Source organism: Ensifer sp. LBL, from assembly GCF_050435225.1.
Taxonomy (GTDB): domain Bacteria; phylum Pseudomonadota; class Alphaproteobacteria; order Rhizobiales; family Rhizobiaceae; genus Ensifer.
On the sequence record NZ_JBNDJY010000013.1, the window covers coordinates 1 to 17,542 of the forward strand.

Annotated in this window: 14 protein-coding genes, 1 tRNA gene and 1 pseudogene; 2 read left to right on the forward strand and 14 right to left on the reverse strand. The window is 59.7% G+C overall.

The window, feature by feature from the left end:
* The 4 genes from OKW20_RS30865 to rpsL form a co-directional block, all read right to left on the reverse strand.
* A partial coding sequence (locus OKW20_RS30865; protein WP_018010120.1) for a GTP-binding protein occupies positions 1 to 95 on the reverse strand: 95 nt, incomplete at its 3' end.
* Between the two features lie 70 nt (positions 96 to 165).
* On the reverse strand, positions 166 to 2,265 hold the full coding sequence (gene fusA, locus OKW20_RS30870) for an elongation factor G (RefSeq protein ID WP_043626308.1): 2,100 nt from the start codon (positions 2,263 to 2,265) through the stop codon (positions 166 to 168).
* A 33-nt stretch (positions 2,266 to 2,298) separates the two neighbouring features.
* Positions 2,299 to 2,769: a 30S ribosomal protein S7 gene (rpsG, locus tag OKW20_RS30875; RefSeq protein ID WP_043626305.1), complete on the reverse strand. Its 471-nt coding sequence runs from the start codon at positions 2,767 to 2,769 to the stop codon at positions 2,299 to 2,301.
* Positions 2,770 to 2,846: 77 nt separating this feature from the next.
* Positions 2,847 to 3,218 (reverse strand): 30S ribosomal protein S12, encoded by a 372-nt coding sequence (gene rpsL / locus OKW20_RS30880; protein WP_003507760.1) that lies wholly within the window; start codon positions 3,216 to 3,218, stop codon positions 2,847 to 2,849.
* Positions 3,219 to 3,786: 568 nt separating this feature from the next.
* Here rpsL and OKW20_RS30885 point away from each other — a divergent pair.
* The gene (locus OKW20_RS30885) at positions 3,787 to 4,083 is read left to right on the forward strand and encodes a hypothetical protein (protein ID WP_034795498.1); all 297 of its coding nucleotides are present in this window, start codon (positions 3,787 to 3,789) and stop codon (positions 4,081 to 4,083) included.
* A gap of 115 nt (positions 4,084 to 4,198) precedes the next feature.
* Here OKW20_RS30885 and rpoC read toward each other — a convergent pair whose 3' ends face one another.
* The 9 genes from rpoC to OKW20_RS30930 form a co-directional block, all read right to left on the reverse strand.
* On the reverse strand, positions 4,199 to 8,404 hold the full coding sequence (gene rpoC / locus OKW20_RS30890) for a DNA-directed RNA polymerase subunit beta' (protein ID WP_043626302.1): 4,206 nt from the start codon (positions 8,402 to 8,404) through the stop codon (positions 4,199 to 4,201).
* 184 nt (positions 8,405 to 8,588) lie between these two features.
* Positions 8,589 to 12,728 carry a DNA-directed RNA polymerase subunit beta gene (gene rpoB / locus OKW20_RS30895; protein ID WP_034795492.1) on the reverse strand — a complete coding sequence of 1,380 codons (4,140 nt, stop codon included), beginning with the start codon at positions 12,726 to 12,728 and terminating at the stop codon, positions 8,589 to 8,591.
* A gap of 267 nt (positions 12,729 to 12,995) precedes the next feature.
* Positions 12,996 to 13,373: a 50S ribosomal protein L7/L12 gene (gene rplL / locus OKW20_RS30900; RefSeq protein WP_034795489.1), complete on the reverse strand. Its 378-nt coding sequence runs from the start codon at positions 13,371 to 13,373 to the stop codon at positions 12,996 to 12,998.
* Between the two features lie 58 nt (positions 13,374 to 13,431).
* Positions 13,432 to 13,950, reverse strand: a complete 519-nt coding sequence (gene rplJ / locus OKW20_RS30905) for a 50S ribosomal protein L10 (protein WP_034795485.1) — start codon at positions 13,948 to 13,950, stop codon at positions 13,432 to 13,434.
* A 329-nt stretch (positions 13,951 to 14,279) separates the two neighbouring features.
* Positions 14,280 to 14,978: a 50S ribosomal protein L1 gene (rplA, locus tag OKW20_RS30910; protein ID WP_043626296.1), complete on the reverse strand. Its 699-nt coding sequence runs from the start codon at positions 14,976 to 14,978 to the stop codon at positions 14,280 to 14,282.
* Between the two features lie 4 nt (positions 14,979 to 14,982).
* Positions 14,983 to 15,414 carry a 50S ribosomal protein L11 gene (gene rplK / locus OKW20_RS30915; RefSeq protein ID WP_043626293.1) on the reverse strand — a complete coding sequence of 144 codons (432 nt, stop codon included), beginning with the start codon at positions 15,412 to 15,414 and terminating at the stop codon, positions 14,983 to 14,985.
* Between the two features lie 208 nt (positions 15,415 to 15,622).
* Positions 15,623 to 16,153 carry a transcription termination/antitermination protein NusG gene (gene nusG / locus OKW20_RS30920; RefSeq protein ID WP_034795476.1) on the reverse strand — a complete coding sequence of 177 codons (531 nt, stop codon included), beginning with the start codon at positions 16,151 to 16,153 and terminating at the stop codon, positions 15,623 to 15,625.
* Positions 16,154 to 16,169: 16 nt separating this feature from the next.
* A complete protein-coding gene (gene secE, locus OKW20_RS30925; protein WP_034795473.1) occupies positions 16,170 to 16,370 on the reverse strand; it encodes a preprotein translocase subunit SecE in 201 nt (66 codons plus the stop codon).
* A gap of 197 nt (positions 16,371 to 16,567) precedes the next feature.
* Positions 16,568 to 16,643, reverse strand: a tRNA-Trp gene (locus tag OKW20_RS30930).
* A 254-nt stretch (positions 16,644 to 16,897) separates the two neighbouring features.
* Here OKW20_RS30930 and OKW20_RS30935 point away from each other — a divergent pair.
* Positions 16,898 to 17,434, forward strand: a complete 537-nt coding sequence (locus OKW20_RS30935; protein WP_429178393.1) for a GrpB family protein — start codon at positions 16,898 to 16,900, stop codon at positions 17,432 to 17,434.
* Positions 17,435 to 17,449: 15 nt separating this feature from the next.
* On the opposite strand, the pseudogene OKW20_RS30940 reads toward OKW20_RS30935, so the two are convergent.
* Positions 17,450 to 17,542: pseudogene (locus tag OKW20_RS30940) on the reverse strand (elongation factor Tu); the annotation flags it as partial.

A 17,542-nucleotide genomic window follows, 5' to 3' on the forward strand; every position in this document is an offset into this window, starting at 1 on the left:
ATCGCTGCGGTCAGCGACGTCTTGCCATGGTCAACGTGGCCAATCGTGCCAATGTTAACGTGCGGCTTGTTGCGCTCAAATTTGCTCTTTGCCATTTCCGGCTCTCCGTTTTCTATCCCCTACCGGGGAAAACTTTTAACTTCTGTCAGCGTCTGGGTATTCCGGTCACTTCTGACCGGAATACTTCGCCTGGATTTCCTGCGCGACGTTCGACGGAACCGGCGCGTAGTGATCGAAGGTCATCGTGTACTGCGCGCGGCCCTGAGACATGGAGCGCAGGTTGTCGACGTACTTGAACATGTTCGCCAGCGGAACGTTTGCGTTGATCACAACGGCAACGCCACGCGATTCCTGGCCCTGGATCTGGCCACGGCGGGAGTTCAGGTCGCCGATAACGTCGCCGACGTAGTCTTCCGGCGTTACGACTTCGACCTTCATCATCGGCTCGAGAAGCTGTGCACCAGCCTTCTTGGCCGCTTCACGGAAGCAAGCACGCGATGCGATTTCGAAGGCGAGAACCGACGAGTCGACGTCGTGGAATGCACCGTCGATGAGCGTCGCCTTGACGCCGAGCATCGGGAAGCCAGCGAGCGGACCCGAAGACAGAACGCTTTCGATACCCTTCTGAACGCCCGGGATGTATTCCTTCGGAACAGCACCGCCGACGATCTTGGATTCGAAGACGAAATCTTCGCCATCCGGGTTCGGTTCGAACACGAGCTTGACGCGCGCGAACTGACCGGTACCACCGGACTGCTTCTTGTGCGTGTAGTCTTCTTCGTGCTGACGCGTGATGGTTTCGCGGTAGGCAACCTGCGGAGCACCGACGTTGGCTTCAACCTTGAACTCGCGACGCATACGGTCGACGATGATGTCGAGGTGAAGTTCGCCCATGCCAGCGATGATCGTCTGGCCGGATTCCTGGTCGGTCTTGACGCGGAACGACGGGTCTTCAGCTGCCAGGCGGTTGAGGGCGAGGCCCATCTTTTCCTGGTCGCCCTTGGACTTCGGCTCGATCGCGATCTGGATGACCGGCTCGGGGAATTCCATGCGCTCGAGGATAACCGGCTTCAGCGGGTCGCAGAGCGTGTCACCCGTGGTGGTTTCCTTGAGACCGGCGAGAGCAACGATGTCGCCTGCAAAGGCTTCTTCGATGTCTTCACGGCTGTTCGAGTGCATCTGCAGCATGCGGCCGACGCGCTCGCGCTTGTCCTTGACCGTGTTCATGACAGACGAGCCCTTTTCGAGCTTGCCCGAGTAGATGCGTGCGAAGGTCAGCGAACCGACGAAGGGGTCGTTCATGATCTTGAACGCGAGCATCGAAAGCGGCTCGGCATCGTCAGCATGACGTTCGATTTCAGCTTCGGTCTTGGCGTCGATGCCCTTGATCGCCGGAATGTCGAGCGGCGACGGCAGGTAGTCGACAACCGCGTCGAGAAGCGGCTGAACGCCCTTGTTCTTGAACGCGGTACCGCAGAACATCGGGTGGAACTTCACGTCGATGGTGCCGCGGCGAACGAGTTCGCGGATCTTGTCGTTCGAGGGCATGTTGCCTTCGAGGTAGGCTTCCATCGCGGCTTCGTCGATCTCGACAACGGTCTCGATCAGCTTTTCGCGATATTCTTCAGCCTTGTCCTTCATGTCGTCCGGGATCTCGACGACGTCCCACTGGGCGCCGAGCGATTCGTCGCGCCAGACGAGAGCGTTCATCTCGACCAGGTCGATAACACCCTTGAACTCGGTTTCAGCGCCGATCGGCAGCTGCATGACGACGGCGATCGCGCCCAGACGGGTCTTGATCATCTCGACCGAGCGGTAGAAGTCCGCGCCGGTCTTGTCCATCTTGTTGCAGAAGATCATGCGCGGAACGTTGTACTTTTCCGCCTGACGCCAGACGGTTTCCGTCTGCGGCTCAACACCGGCGTTGGCATCGAGAAGCGCGATAGCGCCGTCGAGGACGCGCAGCGAACGCTCGACTTCGATGGTGAAGTCAACGTGGCCGGGGGTGTCGATGATGTTGAAGCGGCGAGCCTTGCCGTCACGACCCTTCCAGAAGGTGGTCGTCGCAGCAGACGTGATCGTGATGCCGCGTTCCTGCTCCTGCTCCATCCAGTCCATGGTAGCGGCGCCGTCATGGACTTCGCCGATCTTGTGGGACTTGCCGGTGTAGTAAAGGATGCGCTCGGTCGTCGTGGTCTTGCCGGCGTCGATGTGCGCCATGATACCGAAGTTACGGTAATCTTCGATTTTGTATTCGCGTGCCATAGTGGACTGCCTCTTGAGACGTTCGCGCCAGAATTACCAGCGATAGTGCGAGAACGCACGGTTGGCATCAGCCATCTTGTGCGTGTCTTCGCGCTTCTTCACGGCGCTACCACGGTTGTTCGCTGCGTCCATGAGTTCGCCGCAGAGGCGATCAACCATGGTCGTTTCGTTGCGCTTGCGTGCAGCCGTGATCAGCCAACGGATGGCGAGAGCCTGACGGCGCTCCGGACGAACGTCGACCGGAACCTGGTAGGTTGCACCACCAACGCGACGCGAACGCACTTCGACGTGCGGCGCGATGTTGTCGAGCGCGGAATGGAATACAGCGATCGGCTCCTGCTTCAGCTTGGTCTGAACCGCATCGAACGCACCGTAAACGATGCTTTCAGCGACCGACTTCTTGCCGTGCAGCATGATCGCGTTCATGAACTTCGTGACAACCAGATCACCGAACTTCGGATCCGGGTTGATCTCACGCTTTTCTGCTCTATGACGTCTGGACATACTTCTCGTCTCTTCAAACTATTTAGCGCTCTACCACGCGGAGGACCTCGCGCAGCGCCGGGATTTTCAAAACCGAATTACTTCGGACGCTTCGCACCGTACTTCGAACGGCGCTGCTTGCGGTTCTTGACGCCCTGGGTATCGAGAACACCACGGATGATGTGATAACGAACGCCCGGAAGGTCCTTAACGCGGCCGCCACGGATCATCACGACCGAGTGTTCCTGAAGGTTGTGGCCTTCACCCGGAATGTAGCCGATGACTTCGAAGCCGTTCGTCAGGCGAATCTTGGCAACCTTACGCAGAGCCGAGTTCGGCTTCTTCGGGGTCGTCGTGTAAACGCGGGTGCAAACGCCACGCTTCTGCGGGTTTTCCTGCAGAGCAGGAACCTTGTTGCGCTTTACCTGTGCCTGACGAGGCTTACGGATCAGCTGGTTTACGGTAGGCATATACCCATCCCTTGCAAAATCTTGTCACATTACCCTTGCGGGCGGATCGTTGCCGTCGCCGGCAGTTTCGAACGCCTCATGAAATGCGCAAAACAAGGGCCGATCCGCCTTTTCCGCAGATGGCCCCAAATAAAGCAGAGGACGCACTATTTCGTGCGTCGTGCGTGCAGCATTGTAGTCGTCAGCGTGCGTTTCGAACCTTGTTTGAGGCGAACTTCAGAACGCGACGTTCCGAACCAGCCAGCCTCACATGGGCTCCGATGCGGCGGGGTGTACTGATTTCAAGGCGAACAGTCAAGGGCAATTAAGAAATATTCCCGGACGCGTTCGCCCGGCATGCCTGAAAAACAAGGCTTTTGCACATGGTTTGGCGCCTGGCGCCCGCCTCATCTGCCCCTCTATGCCCGGAGTGTCTGACGGGATTAAGGAATCGGCAACCACTTTGTGGGGGTTTTCCACCACGATCGACTCGCTCTCCACGGCAAGCGTCCGCGCGCCACTGCATTTCCATCGCGCTGATTCAAAAAGGACGCTAAGGTCGCACCAAGCCCATTCGAAAGGAAACAAAATGGCCGTCACCCCAGACAACGACAATGCCCCGGACGAGCCGATGGTGTTCATCATCATCGGCAAGGCCTACGAGACCGACGGCGACGAGGACGGCGTGGACATTCACGTGATGCTGAAGGCGCCCGACGACGACACCGCGGTGCGCGAGGCGCTCAACGCGCTTGCCGAAGAAGGTTTTCTGGAGGCCGACCTGGACCAGATCGGCACATTGACCGACGTTCCGAGCGAAGAGCCGCACGCCTCCGCCTATCAGGGCGCGCTCGAAGGCGAAGTCGCGATCATCCGCTTCAGCTGATCAGCCGGAAACGAATTCCGCCGCTCGCGGCGGCACATCACACATGAAGAAGCCGCCGGGATTGCTCCCGGCGGCTTCTTTTTTGGGATCAAGAGGGCGAGACCGCCCTCCCCGATTATTCGGCTGCCGCGTTCTCGTTGGCGAGATCGGCGAGCATCGGCGTTGCGACATCCGCACCCGTGCCACGACGACGCTCTTCCAGGATCATTTCGTCGCGCGCGGTTGCGATGCGACGGATCTGGGTCATCGTGCCACCGGTACCGGCCGGGATCAGACGGCCGACGATGACGTTTTCCTTCAGACCCTGCAGGCCGTCGGTCTTGCCGGCAATTGCGGCTTCCGTGAGGACCTTCGTGGTCTCCTGGAACGACGCTGCCGAGATGAACGACGGCGTCTGCAGCGAGGCCTTGGTGATGCCGAGCAGGACCGGATCGCCGTAAGCCGGCTTCTTGCCCTGTTCGATCAGGCCATCGTTGACGTCTTCGAGCTCGATGCGGTCGACGTTGTCGCCGACGATGTAGGTCGAGTCACCGGCGTCGGTGATTTCAACCTTCTGCAGCATCTGACGGACGATTACCTCGATGTGCTTGTCGTTGATGACAACGCCCTGCAGTCGGTAGACTTCCTGGATTTCGTTGACCAGGTAGGAAGCAAGTGCTTCCACGCCCTTGATCGCCAGGATGTCGTGCGGCGCCGGGTTGCCGTCGAGGATGTAGTCGCCCTTTTCGATGTAGTCGCCATCCTGAAGATGGAAGGGCTTGCCCTTCGGGATCAGGTATTCGACCGGCTCGACACCGTCTTCCGCAGGCTCGATCAGAACGCGACGCTTGTTCTTGTAGTCGCGGCCGAAGCGGATCGTACCATCGATCTCAGCGATGATGGCATGGTCCTTCGGACGACGTGCTTCGAACAGTTCGGCAACGCGCGGCAGACCACCGGTGATGTCCTTGGTCTTGGCGCTTTCGAGCGGCGAACGTGCAAGCACGTCACCCTGCGAAACCTTCGTGCCCGGCTCGACCGACAGAATGGCGTCGACCGAAAGCATGAAGCGGGCGTCGCCACCACGCGACAGCTTCATGACTGCGCCGTTCTTGTCCTTGATGACGATCGCCGGCTTCAGGTCGGTACCGCGCGGCGTCGAACGCCAATCGATAACCTGACGCTTGGTGATGCCCGTGGACTCGTCGGTCGCTTCCAGAACCGAGATGCCGTCAACGACGTCTTCGAAGTGAACGGTACCTTCCACTTCCGTCATCATCGGACGGGTGTAGGGGTCCCACTCGGCGAGACGCTGACCGCGCTTCACCTTGTCGCCATCGTCGACGAGGATCTTCGAACCGTAGGCAACACGCTGCGAAGAGCGCTCGACGCCACGTTCATCCAGGATCTGGACGGCCATGTTACGACCCATGGCGACGAGAACGCCGTCCGAGTTGCGCAACATGTTGCGGTTCTTGATCTGAACCGTACCTTCGTAGGACGCTTCCAGGAACGACTGGTCGACCACGGTCGCCGTACCACCCAAGTGGAAGGTACGCATGGTGAGCTGGGTGCCCGGTTCACCGATCGACTGTGCGGCGATAACGCCAACCGCTTCGCCCATGTTGACCGGCGTACCACGAGCCAGGTCGCGGCCGTAGCAGACGCCGCAAACGCCCGTCTGGATTTCGCAGGTCAGCGCCGAGCGGATACGGATCGACTGAATGCCAGCCTTTTCGATCTCGATGACATCCGGTTCAAGGATCATCCGGCCGGCATCGACGATGCGAGCGCCCGTGACCGGGTGATCGATATCGTCCAGAGCCGTACGGCCGAGAATACGAGCACCAAGCGAAGCCACGACCTGACCGGCATCGACGATCGCCGTCATGGTGAGGCCCTTGTCGGTGCCGCAATCGACGGAGTTGACGATGCAATCCTGCGCGACGTCGACGAGACGGCGGGTCAGGTAACCGGAGTTCGCGGTCTTCAAGGCGGTGTCTGCCAAACCCTTACGGGCACCGTGTGTCGAGTTGAAGTACTCGTTAACGGTCAGGCCTTCCTTGAAGTTCGAGATGATCGGCGTCTCGATGATTTCGCCCGACGGCTTGGCCATGAGGCCGCGCATGCCGCCCAGCTGGCGCATCTGATTCGGAGAACCACGAGCACCCGAGTGCGACATCATGTAGATCGAGTTCATCGGCTTCTGGCGACCATTGTCGTCGAACTCGACCGCCTTGATGCGGGCCATCATTTCTTCGGCGACCTTTTCGGTCGCCTTGCCCCAGGCGTCGACAACCTTGTTGTACTTTTCGCCCTGGGTGATGAGGCCGTCGTTGTACTGCTGCTCGTATTCCTTCACGAGCGCTTCAGTGTCGCCGACGATCTTCACCTTGGTGTCCGGAATGACCATGTCGTCCTTGCCGAACGAAATGCCGGCGCGGCAGGCATGGGCGAAGCCGAGCTGCATGATGCGGTCGCAGAAGATGACCGTGTCCTTCTGGCCGCAATGGCGGTAGACCGTGTCGATCATCTTGGAGATGTTCTTCTTGGTCATTTCCTGGTTGCAGGTGTCGAACGGCACGTTGACGTTGCGCGGCAGCAGCTCGCCGATGATCATACGGCCAGGCGTGGTTTCATAGATCTTCGAAACCGGGTTGCCCTCGGCGTCGACGGTCTTGAAGCGGCCACGGATCTTGGCGTGCAGCGTCACGGCCTTGGTTTCGAGCGCGTGGTGCAGCTCGCCCATGTCCGAGAACGCCATGCCTTCGCCCGGCTCGTTCTGGTTCAGGATCGACAAATAGTAGAGACCGAGAACCATGTCCTGCGACGGAACGATGATCGGTGCGCCGTTTGCCGGGTGCAGGATGTTGTTCGTCGACATCATCAGCACGCGGGCTTCGAGCTGTGCTTCGAGCGACAGCGGCACGTGAACGGCCATCTGGTCGCCGTCGAAGTCGGCGTTGAAGGCCGTGCAGACGAGCGGGTGCAGCTGGATCGCCTTGCCTTCGACCAGGGTCGGTTCGAAGGCCTGGATGCCCAGGCGGTGCAGCGTCGGTGCACGGTTCAAGAGAACCGGATGCTCGCGGATGACCTCGTCGAGGATATCCCAGACTTCCGGCTTTTCCTTTTCGACGAGCTTCTTTGCCTGCTTGACGGTGGACGAGAAGCCCTTGGCGTCAAGACGTGCATAGATGAACGGCTTGAACAGCTCGAGCGCCATCTTCTTCGGCAGGCCGCACTGGTGCAGCTTCAGTTCCGGACCGGTCACGATGACCGAACGGCCAGAATAGTCGACGCGCTTGCCGAGCAGGTTCTGACGGAAGCGGCCCTGCTTGCCCTTGAGCATGTCGGACAGCGACTTCAGCGGACGCTTGTTGGCGCCGGTGATGACGCGGCCACGACGGCCGTTGTCGAACAGCGCATCGACAGATTCCTGCAGCATGCGCTTTTCGTTGCGGATGATGATGCCCGGAGCGCGCAGTTCGATCAGGCGCTTCAGACGGTTGTTACGGTTGATGACGCGGCGATAGAGATCGTTCAGATCCGACGTCGCGAAGCGGCCGCCGTCGAGCGGAACCAGCGGACGCAGATCCGGCGGGATCACCGGAACGACCTTCATGATCATCCATTCCGGGCGGTTGCCGGAATCCATGAAGTTCTCGACGATCTTCAGCCGCTTCATCAGCTTCTTCTGCTTCAGATCCGAGGTCGTCTCAGCGAGCTCGGCGCGCAGGTCACCGGCGATCTTTTCCAGGTTCATCGAAGCGAGCATTTCATAGATCGCTTCGGCGCCGATCATGGCAGTGAACTGGTCTTCGCCGAATTCGTCAACGGCGAGCATGTAGTCTTCTTCGCTGAGGAGCTGGTTTTCCTTCAGCGACGTCAGACCCGGCTCGGTGACGATGTAGTTTTCGAAGTACAGAACGCGCTCGACATCCTTCAGCGTCATGTCGAGCAGCGTGGAAATGCGGCTCGGCAGCGACTTCAGGAACCAGATGTGGGCAACGGGAGCAGCGAGCTCGATGTGGCCCATGCGCTCACGGCGAACGCGCGACAACGTCACTTCGACGCCGCACTTTTCGCAGATGATGCCCTTGTACTTCATGCGCTTGTACTTGCCGCACAGGCACTCGTAGTCCTTGATCGGTCCAAAGATGCGCGCGCAGAACAGACCGTCGCGTTCCGGCTTGAACGTGCGGTAGTTGATCGTCTCCGGCTTCTTGATCTCACCGTAAGACCAGGAAAGAATCTTCTCCGGCGAGGCGATCGAAATCCGAATGGAATCGAAGGTCTGTGCAGGCACCTGCGGATTGAAAAGATTCATGACCTCTTGGTTCATGCCTGTCTCCTTTACGGGCTTTACGCCCTGAGCTTGGCGAGGGTGCCGACAAATCCCGGGCGCCGGCCCCTGCCCCATAAACAGCTAAAACCGCATTGGCTGCGGCTTCGTTCCTGCCGGAGACGTCAGCGTCTCCCGGCGGAAACGGTGCGCGCCGCATGAGCGGCACGCACCTTGGGTCTCTTTACTCGGCTGCGTCGGGCAATTGCGCCGCGCCAGCCTCGTCGACCTTCGAGTTTTCGAGCTCGACCGAAAGGCCCAGCGAGCGCATTTCCTTGACGAGAACGTTGAAGCTCTCCGGAATGCCCGCTTCGAAAGTATCGTCGCCACGGACGATCGCTTCGTAGACCTTGGTACGACCGGCAACGTCGTCCGACTTGACCGTCAGCATTTCCTGCAGGGTGTAGGCGGCGCCGTACGCTTCGAGCGCCCAGACCTCCATTTCCCCGAAGCGCTGACCGCCGAACTGCGCCTTACCACCGAGCGGCTGCTGGGTGACGAGCGAGTACGGACCGATCGAACGGGCGTGGATCTTGTCGTCGACCAAGTGGTTGAGCTTCAACATGTAGATGTAGCCCACGGTCACCTGGCGGTCGAACTGATCGCCGGTACGGCCGTCGTAAAGCGTCGACTGACCAGTCACCTTCAGACCTGCCTGCTCCAGCATCTCGTTGACGTCGGCTTCGACAGCACCGTCGAAGACCGGCGTTGCGATCGAGACGCCGCGACGGGTCTGCTCGGCCAGGCGCACGATCGACTCGTCGTCGTACTGCTTGATCGGCTCACCCTTCGGGCCCGACCCGATGACGCTGTCGATGGTGTCGCGCAGCGGCTGGATATCGGCACCTGCCTTGTAGGCGTCGAGCATTGCGCCGATCTTCTGACCCATGCCGGCGCAAGCCCAGCCAAGGTGGGTTTCGAGGATCTGGCCGACGTTCATACGCGAAGGCACGCCGAGCGGGTTCAGAACGACGTCGACATGCGTGCCGTCTTCCAGGAACGGCATGTCTTCGATCGGCACGATACGCGACACGACACCCTTGTTGCCGTGACGGCCGGCCATCTTGTCACCCGGCTGGATCTTGCGCTTCACAGCGACGAAGACCTTGACCATCTTCATGACGCCCGGAGGCATTTCGTCGCCGCGCTGGACCTTCTCGACCTTGTCCATGAAGCGCTGTTCAAGGCGCGACTTGGATTCGTCGTACTGGGCGCGCAGAGCTTCGATCTCGCCCTGAGCCTTTTCGTCTTCGACGGCGAACATCCACCACTGCGAGCGGGGGTATTCGCTAACGACGAGGTTCGAAAGCTCGGTGCCCTTCTTGAAGCCCTTCGGGCCGGCAACGGCCGTGTGGCCACGCAGCATGTCGACGAGACGGGCGTAGACGTTGCGGTCCAGGATCGCCTGTTCGTCGTCGCGGTCCTTGGCGAGGCGTTCGATTTCCTCGCGCTCGATCGCCATCGCGCGCTCGTCCTTCTCAACGCCGTGGCGGTTGAAGACGCGAACTTCGACGACGGTACCGAAGGTGCCCGGGGGCATGCGCATCGAGGTGTCGCGAACGTCGGAGGCCTTTTCACCGAAGATGGCGCGCAGAAGCTTTTCTTCCGGCGTCATCGGGCTTTCGCCCTTCGGCGTGATCTTGCCGACGAGGATGTCACCCGGCTGAACCTCTGCACCGATGTAAACGATACCGGCTTCGTCGAGGTTGCGCAGCGCTTCTTCCGAAACGTTCGGAATGTCGCGGGTGATTTCTTCCGGACCCAGCTTGGTGTCACGCGCCATCACTTCGAATTCTTCGATGTGGATGGAGGTGAACACGTCGTCGCGCACGATCCGCTCGGAGAGCAGGATCGAGTCTTCGTAGTTGTAGCCGTTCCACGGCATGAACGCGACGAGCGCGTTGCGGCCGAGAGCCAGGTCACCGAGGTCGGTCGACGGACCGTCAGCGATGATGTCGCCCTTGTTCAGGATGTCACCGACGGTGACCAGCGGGCGCTGGTTGACGCAGGTGTTCTGGTTCGAACGCTGGAACTTCTGCAGACGGTAGATATCGACGCCCGACTTCGACGGATCGAGGTCTTCGGTGGCGCGGATAACGATACGGGTCGCGTCAACCTGGTCGACGACACCGCCACGACGGGCTGCAATAGCAGCGCCGGAGTCACGGGCAACGACCGGCTCCATGCCGGTACCGACGAACGGTGCTTCGGCACGCAGCAGCGGCACGGCCTGACGCTGCATGTTCGAGCCCATCAGTGCGCGGTTGGCGTCGTCGTTCTCGAGGAACGGGATGAGCGCCGCTGCGACCGAAACGAGCTGCTTCGGCGAAACGTCCATCAGGTTGATGTTGTCGCGCGGCGCCAGCATAACTTCGCCGGCGTGACGGCAAACTACGAACTCTTCAGCGAACGAGCCGTCGTTCTCGAGAACCGAGTTTGCCTGGGCGACGTGGTACTTCGCCTCTTCCATTGCGGAGAGATAGACGACGTCGTTCGTCACCTTACCGTCAACGATCTTGCGGTACGGGCTTTCGATGAAGCCGTACTTGTTGACGCGGGCAAAGGTTGCAAGCGAGTTGATCAGACCGATGTTCGGGCCTTCCGGCGTTTCGATCGGGCAAATACGACCGTAGTGGGTCGGGTGAACGTCGCGGACTTCGAAGCCGGCGCGCTCGCGGGTCAGACCACCCGGGCCAAGAGCCGAAAGACGGCGCTTGTGGGTGATTTCCGACAGCGGGTTCACCTGGTCCATGAACTGCGACAGCTGCGAGGAGCCGAAGAACTCGCGAACGGCGGCAGCAGCCGGCTTCGCGTTGATCAGGTCCTGCGGCATGACCGTGTCGATTTCGATCGAGGACATACGTTCCTTGATCGCGCGCTCCATGCGGAGCAGGCCGAGACGGTACTGGTTCTCCATGAGCTCGCCGACCGAACGAACACGGCGGTTGCCGAGGTTGTCGATGTCGTCAATCTCGCCCTTGCCGTCACGCAGCTCCACGAGCATCTTGACGACAGCCAGGATGTCTTCCTTGCGCAGGATGCGCACGGTGTCGGCCACTTCGAGGTCGAGACGCATGTTCATCTTGACGCGACCGACGGCCGAAAGGTCGTAGCGCTCGGCATCGAAGAACAGCGTGTTGAACATGGCCTCCGCGGAATCCATGGTCGGCGGTTCACCCGGACGCATGACGCGGTAGATGTCGAACAGGGCGTCCTGACGGTTCTCGTTCTTGTCTACGGTCAGCGTGTTGCGGATGTAGGCGCCGACATTGATGTGGTCGATGTCGAGAACCGGGATCTCGTCGAAACCAGCCGAGAGGATGACCGGAAGGGTCTTCTCGTCGATTTCGTCGCCGGCTTCGAGATAGATCTCGCCGGTGCTGTAGTTGACCACGTCTTCGGCAAGGTAGTTGCCGTAGAGGTCATCATTGGTCGCCTTGAGCGCCTTCAGGCCCTTTTCCTGCAGCTGGCGCAGCAGACGCGGGGTCAGCTTCTTGCCGGCTTCGACAACGACTTCGCCGGTGTCGGCGTCGACCATCTCGGTGATGGCCTTCTGGCCCTTAAGGGCGTCCGGCTGGAACGGCACGCGCCAGCCTTCGCCGTCGCGCTGGTAGAGCGACTTCGTGTAGAAGGTGTCGAGGATTTCCTCGCCGTCCATACCGAGCGCCATCAGCAGCGACGTCACCGGAATCTTGCGGCGACGGTCGATACGGGCGTGAACGATGTCCTTGGCGTCGAACTCGATGTCGAGCCAGGAACCGCGGTAAGGAATGACGCGGGCTGCAAAGAGCAGCTTGCCCGACGAGTGGCTCTTGCCCTTGTCGTGGTCGAAGAACACGCCCGGCGAACGGTGCATCTGCGAAACGATGACGCGCTCGGTGCCGTTGACGATGAAGGTACCGTTGTCGGTCATGAGCGGCATATCGCCCATGTAGACGTTCTGTTCCTTGATGTCCTTGATCGACTTCGCGCCGGTATCCTCGTCAATATCGAATACGATGAGGCGCAACGTCACCTTGAGCGGCGCTGCGTAGGTCAGATCGCGCTGACGGCATTCTTCGACGTCGAACTTCGGCGGCTCGAATTCGTACGAAACGAATTCAAGCATCGATGCGCCCGAGAAATCCTTGATCGGGAAAACGGACTTGAAAACAGCTTGGAGCCCTTCATCAGGGCGACCGCCCTTGGGCTCTTCAACCATCAGAAACTGGTCGTAGGATGCCTTTTGAACCTCGATGAGGTTCGGCATTTCTGCGACTTCTGGAATTTTACCAAAAAACTTGCGTACGCGCCTGCGACCGTTAAACGAAAGGGTCTGAGCCATCGTCGCTCCTTGTCAATCTTGCATCCGGGCCTGCAACGGACGGGAACCGATGGCCAGTCGACCCCGTCAATCAATGAGTAGTTCAATCTCGTCCAACCAACGAAAAACGCTCAGCGCGGATTGCTGTGCTGCCTTCCGTTCGAGACCATCCTCTTGAAGAACCCATTACCCAAAAGCCGTTTTTCGACAGGCTTTTGGGTAATATGTTCCAAAAACGGTCAAAGAGAGGCGGCCTGAAAAGGCCACCTCCCCTTGCATGTAGCCGAATTACTTGACGTCAACCTTGGCGCCAGCGTCTTCGAGCTTCTTCTTGAGGTCAGCAGCTTCAGCCTTGGAAACTGCTTCCTTAACCGGCTTCGGAGCGCCTTCGACCAGGTCCTTGGCTTCCTTGAGGCCGAGGCCGGTGATGCCGCGAACTTCCTTGATGACGTTGATCTTGTTGGCGCCAGCGTCAACGAGGATAACGTCAAACTCGGTCTTTTCTTCTTCAGCAGCAGCCGGAGCAGCAGCGCCGCCAGCAGCAGCGACAGCTACCGGAGCAGCAGCCGAAACGCCCCACTTCTCTTCGAGCAGCTTGGAAAGCTCAGCAGCTTCCAGAACGGTCAGCGAGGAGAGGTCTTCAACGATCTTTGCGAGATCAGCCATTTTACTTTTCCTTTTGTTCGGTTCGAACTGGTTTTAAATACAACAGCGAAAATCCGCCTTAGGCGGCTTCGTCCTTCTTGGCATAGGCCGAGAACACGCGAGCAAGCTGGCTTGCCGGTGCCTGAACAACCGTTGCGACGCGGGTTGCCGGGGCATTGAGAAGGCCCAGCAGCTTTGCGCGCAGCTCGTCGAGCGAAGGCAGGGTCGCGAGCGACTTGACTGCTTCGGCGTTGAGCGTGGTCGTGCCCATGGCGCCACCGAGAACAACGAGCTTGTCGTTGGTCTTGGCGAAATCCATGACAACCTTAGGAGCCGTGATCGGGTCTTCGCTGTATGCGATCAGCGTCTGACCCTTGAAGAGATTCGTCATCCCTTCCGACTCGGTGCCCTGAAGAGCGATCTTGGCCAGGCGGTTTTTCGCGACTTTGACGGTGCCGCCAGCAGCGCGCATCTTCGAACGGAAGTCGTTCATCTGCGCAACTGTGACACCAGCATAGTGGGCCACGACAACCGAACCGGAAGCCTTGAAGACTTCGTTCAGCTCCGTGACGAATTCGCGTTTTTCCGCTCTTTCCACTGTCTGTCTCCAGTAGACAGGGTTGCAATAATGCAGCCCCATCGGGTTTGCCTTTGTCACCCGAGATCTGCTCGATCCCTGATAACGCTTAAGGATCCTGTCCCTTGGCGTTCCCGGAAGAGCCGGGTCTGACACAAGGCAAGCGAGGTTCGAACCGAATTTCGACGCCTCCGGCGCCATAGTGAAATTCAGATCTTACCCGTCTCATGCAGGCCGAAGTGATTAAGGTATAACCACCCGCAATCTCGGACAGGAGTTCCGGACTTAACGTCCGGATTCCCGGCCCCGAAAGGCCGGGAATTCAGTCTCGGGCCGAAGCCCGAAATTCATTAGGCGACGCTGAGCGTGGCGGGGTCGATCTTGAGACCCGGGCCCATGGTCGACGAAATCGCGACGCGCTTGACGTAGTTGCCCTTGGCGCCGGTCGGCTTCGCCTTGACGACGGCGTCAGCGAAAGCGCGGATGTTTTCTTCCAGTGCCTTGGCGTCGAAGGACGCCTTGCCGATGCCAGCGTGAACGATACCGGCCTTCTCGACGCGGAATTCAACGGCGCCGCCCTTGGAAGCCTTGACGGCACCAGCGACATCCATCGTAACCGTGCCGACCTTCGGGTTCGGCATCATGCCACGCGGGCCGAGAACCTTACCGAGGCGGCCGACGAGCGGCATCATGTCCGGGGTGGCGATGCAACGATCGAAATCGATCTTGCCGCCCTGGACGATTTCGACGAGCTCTTCTGCGCCAACGACGTCAGCACCAGCAGCCTTGGCTTCATCAGCCTTGGCGCCACGTGCGAAAACGGCGACGCGAACCGAGCGGCCGGTGCCGTTCGGCAGGTTGACAACGCCGCGGACCATCTGGTCAGCGTGGCGCGGGTCAACGCCGAGGTTCATCGCAACTTCGATGGTTTCGTCGAACTTGGCAGTTGCGCGTTCCTTGACCATCGAGACGGCTTCGGTGAGGCCGTAGATCTTCGTCGGGTCAACGCCCTCGCGGGACTTCTGTACTCGCTTTGCAATCTTCGCCATGGTCTTAGCCTACCACTTCCAGGCCCATAGCGCGGGCGGAGCCCTCGATCATGGCCATTGCGCCTTCGATATCGGCAGCATTGAGATCCTTCATCTTGGCTTCGGCGATCGACTTGATCTGAGCCTTGGTGAGCTTGCCGGCCGAACCGCCCTTACCGGGGGTCTTCGAACCGGACTGGATCTTCGCTTCCTTCTTCAGGAAGTAGCTGACCGGCGGCTGCTTCATGACGAAGGTGAAGGACTTGTCCTGGTAATAGGTGATGACGACCGGGATCGGCATACCCTTTTCCATTTCCTGCGTGGCGGCATTGAACGCCTTGCAGAATTCCATGATGTTAATGCCACGCTGACCAAGCGCAGGACCGATCGGCGGGGACGGATTGGCCGACCCAGCCTTCACCTGCAGCTTGAGCTGGCCTGCAACTTTCTTAGCCATTTCTCTCTGCCTTTCTGAAATCCCCTTGCGACGGATCGCACCGAGGATCAATTGCGCCGGTTTCCCGACTTTTGCCGATCACGGGGATCGGCGGCTGCGGTTGCGTGGTGCGGAACATCCGACCCGGCTAAGGCCGGCATCCTTCCACGCGCATGCGGATTTCTCCGCCAGAATGGGCCGAAACCCACCCTATCCTTTTAAGGCCTTATCAGACCTTCTCGACCTGACCGTATTCCAGCTCGACCGGGGTCGCGCGACCAAAGATCGAAACTTCGACCTTGAGGCGCGAACGCTCTTCGTCGACATCCTGAACGACGCCGTTGAACGAAGCGAACGGACCGTCCGAAACGCGAACCTGCTCGCCGATCTCGAACGAGACCGAAGGCTTCGGACGTTCGACACCATCCTGGACCTGACCGAGGATGCGCTCGGCTTCATGGTCCGGAATCGGAACGGGCTTGCTGTCGGTACCGAGGAAGCCGGTTACCTTCGGCGTGTTCTTGATGAGGTGGAATGCCTCGTCCGTCAGATTGGCGCGAACCAGAACGTAGCCGGGAAAGAACTTGCGCTCGGCGTCGACCTTGCGGCCACGACGCACTTCGACAACCTTCTCGGTCGGCACGAGAATCTTCTCGAACAGATGCTCGAGACCCTTCTGCTTGGCCTTTTCCTCGATCGATTCAGCGACCTTCTTTTCGAAGTTCGAATAGGCGTGAACAATGTACCAGCGCGCAGCCATACTAGCCTCCACCCAATCAAGCGCCAACGTTGAGGATGAGGCCGATCGCCCAACCCATCAACTGGTCCGCAGCAAAGAAGAAGGCAGCGGCAAAAAAGACCATGACAAAGACCATCAGCGTCGAGATCATCGTCTCGCGCCGAGAGGGCCAGGTCACTTTCGACGTCTCAGAGCGAACCTGCTGCAGAAACGTTACCGGATTCGTTTTGGATGCCATGTAATGCTCACGCCATTACGGCGCGTAAAGCCGATGATTCAGCCCCACGCACCGCGTGTCTGTTTGGACCCTACATAAAGACCGATTCTGAAAACTACAAGAGCCAATCAGTCTTTTCTGTGAATTTCGTCGATCGGCTAACCGATCCTTAAACTTACTCTGCCGAACCCTCAGCGCTTATGCAAGCCTGGAGAGAATGGCAGGGGCAGAGGGGCTCGAACCCCCGACCTGCGGTTTTGGAGACCGCCGCTCTACCAACTGAGCTATACCCCTATTCGGCTGCGTGCCCGTTTAACAACGTGTCGCCGCCTCAAGTCAGCGGCTTCATATTCAGTTTGCCGGAGGATGACAAGCACCTTTCAACGCCGATCCGAAAAAATCCGCATTCAATTGCATCTATCCCCTGCCCTGTCGGCCGGGGCGCCCCACAAAGAAAGGCAAGTCATTGCCTTGCCACTCAGAAATGCTCGCGGCGCTTCGGGCATTCGTTATCCTGGCGGAAGCCCTCTTCATCGGAATCGATTCGCATGCCGCGCATCACGCTGGTCGAATATGATCCGCTTTGGCCGTCGCTCTTCGAGCAGCGGGCGCTTTCCATCGCCACCCTGCTCTCTCCCTTCGTCGGCGCGATCCACCACATCGGCAGCACGGCGATACCCGGACTGGCCGCGAAGCCGAAGATCGATATCGACGCGGTGATAGCGGACCTGGGGGCGCTGCCGGCGCTCAGCGCCCGCCTCTGCAACGCAGGCTTCATCTTTCACGGTGACCCGCACGCAAGCGGCCTCTGGACGTTTACGACGGCAACGCGTCCCTATGGTACGCGGCTCTACCTCTGCGGAGAAGGCAATGCCGCCCATGCGGCCCGCCTCCTCTTCCGGGACCGACTGCGGGAAAGACCGGACGACGCCGCGCAATATGAGGCGTTGAAAAGACGGCTCGCCACGGAAGCCGGCAGCGACTGGGAATTCTACACCGGCGGCAAGCGCGCCTTGATCGAAGCCGTGCTGGCATCCTCCCCAACAAAAAAGGCCCCGCCGTCGCCGGCGGGGCCTCTCTACTGATTTGAAATCAGCAGATTACTCGACGATCGAGGCAACGATGCCGGCGCCGACGGTACGGCCGCCTTCGCGGATAGCGAAGCGCAGCTTTTCTTCCATCGCGATCGGAAC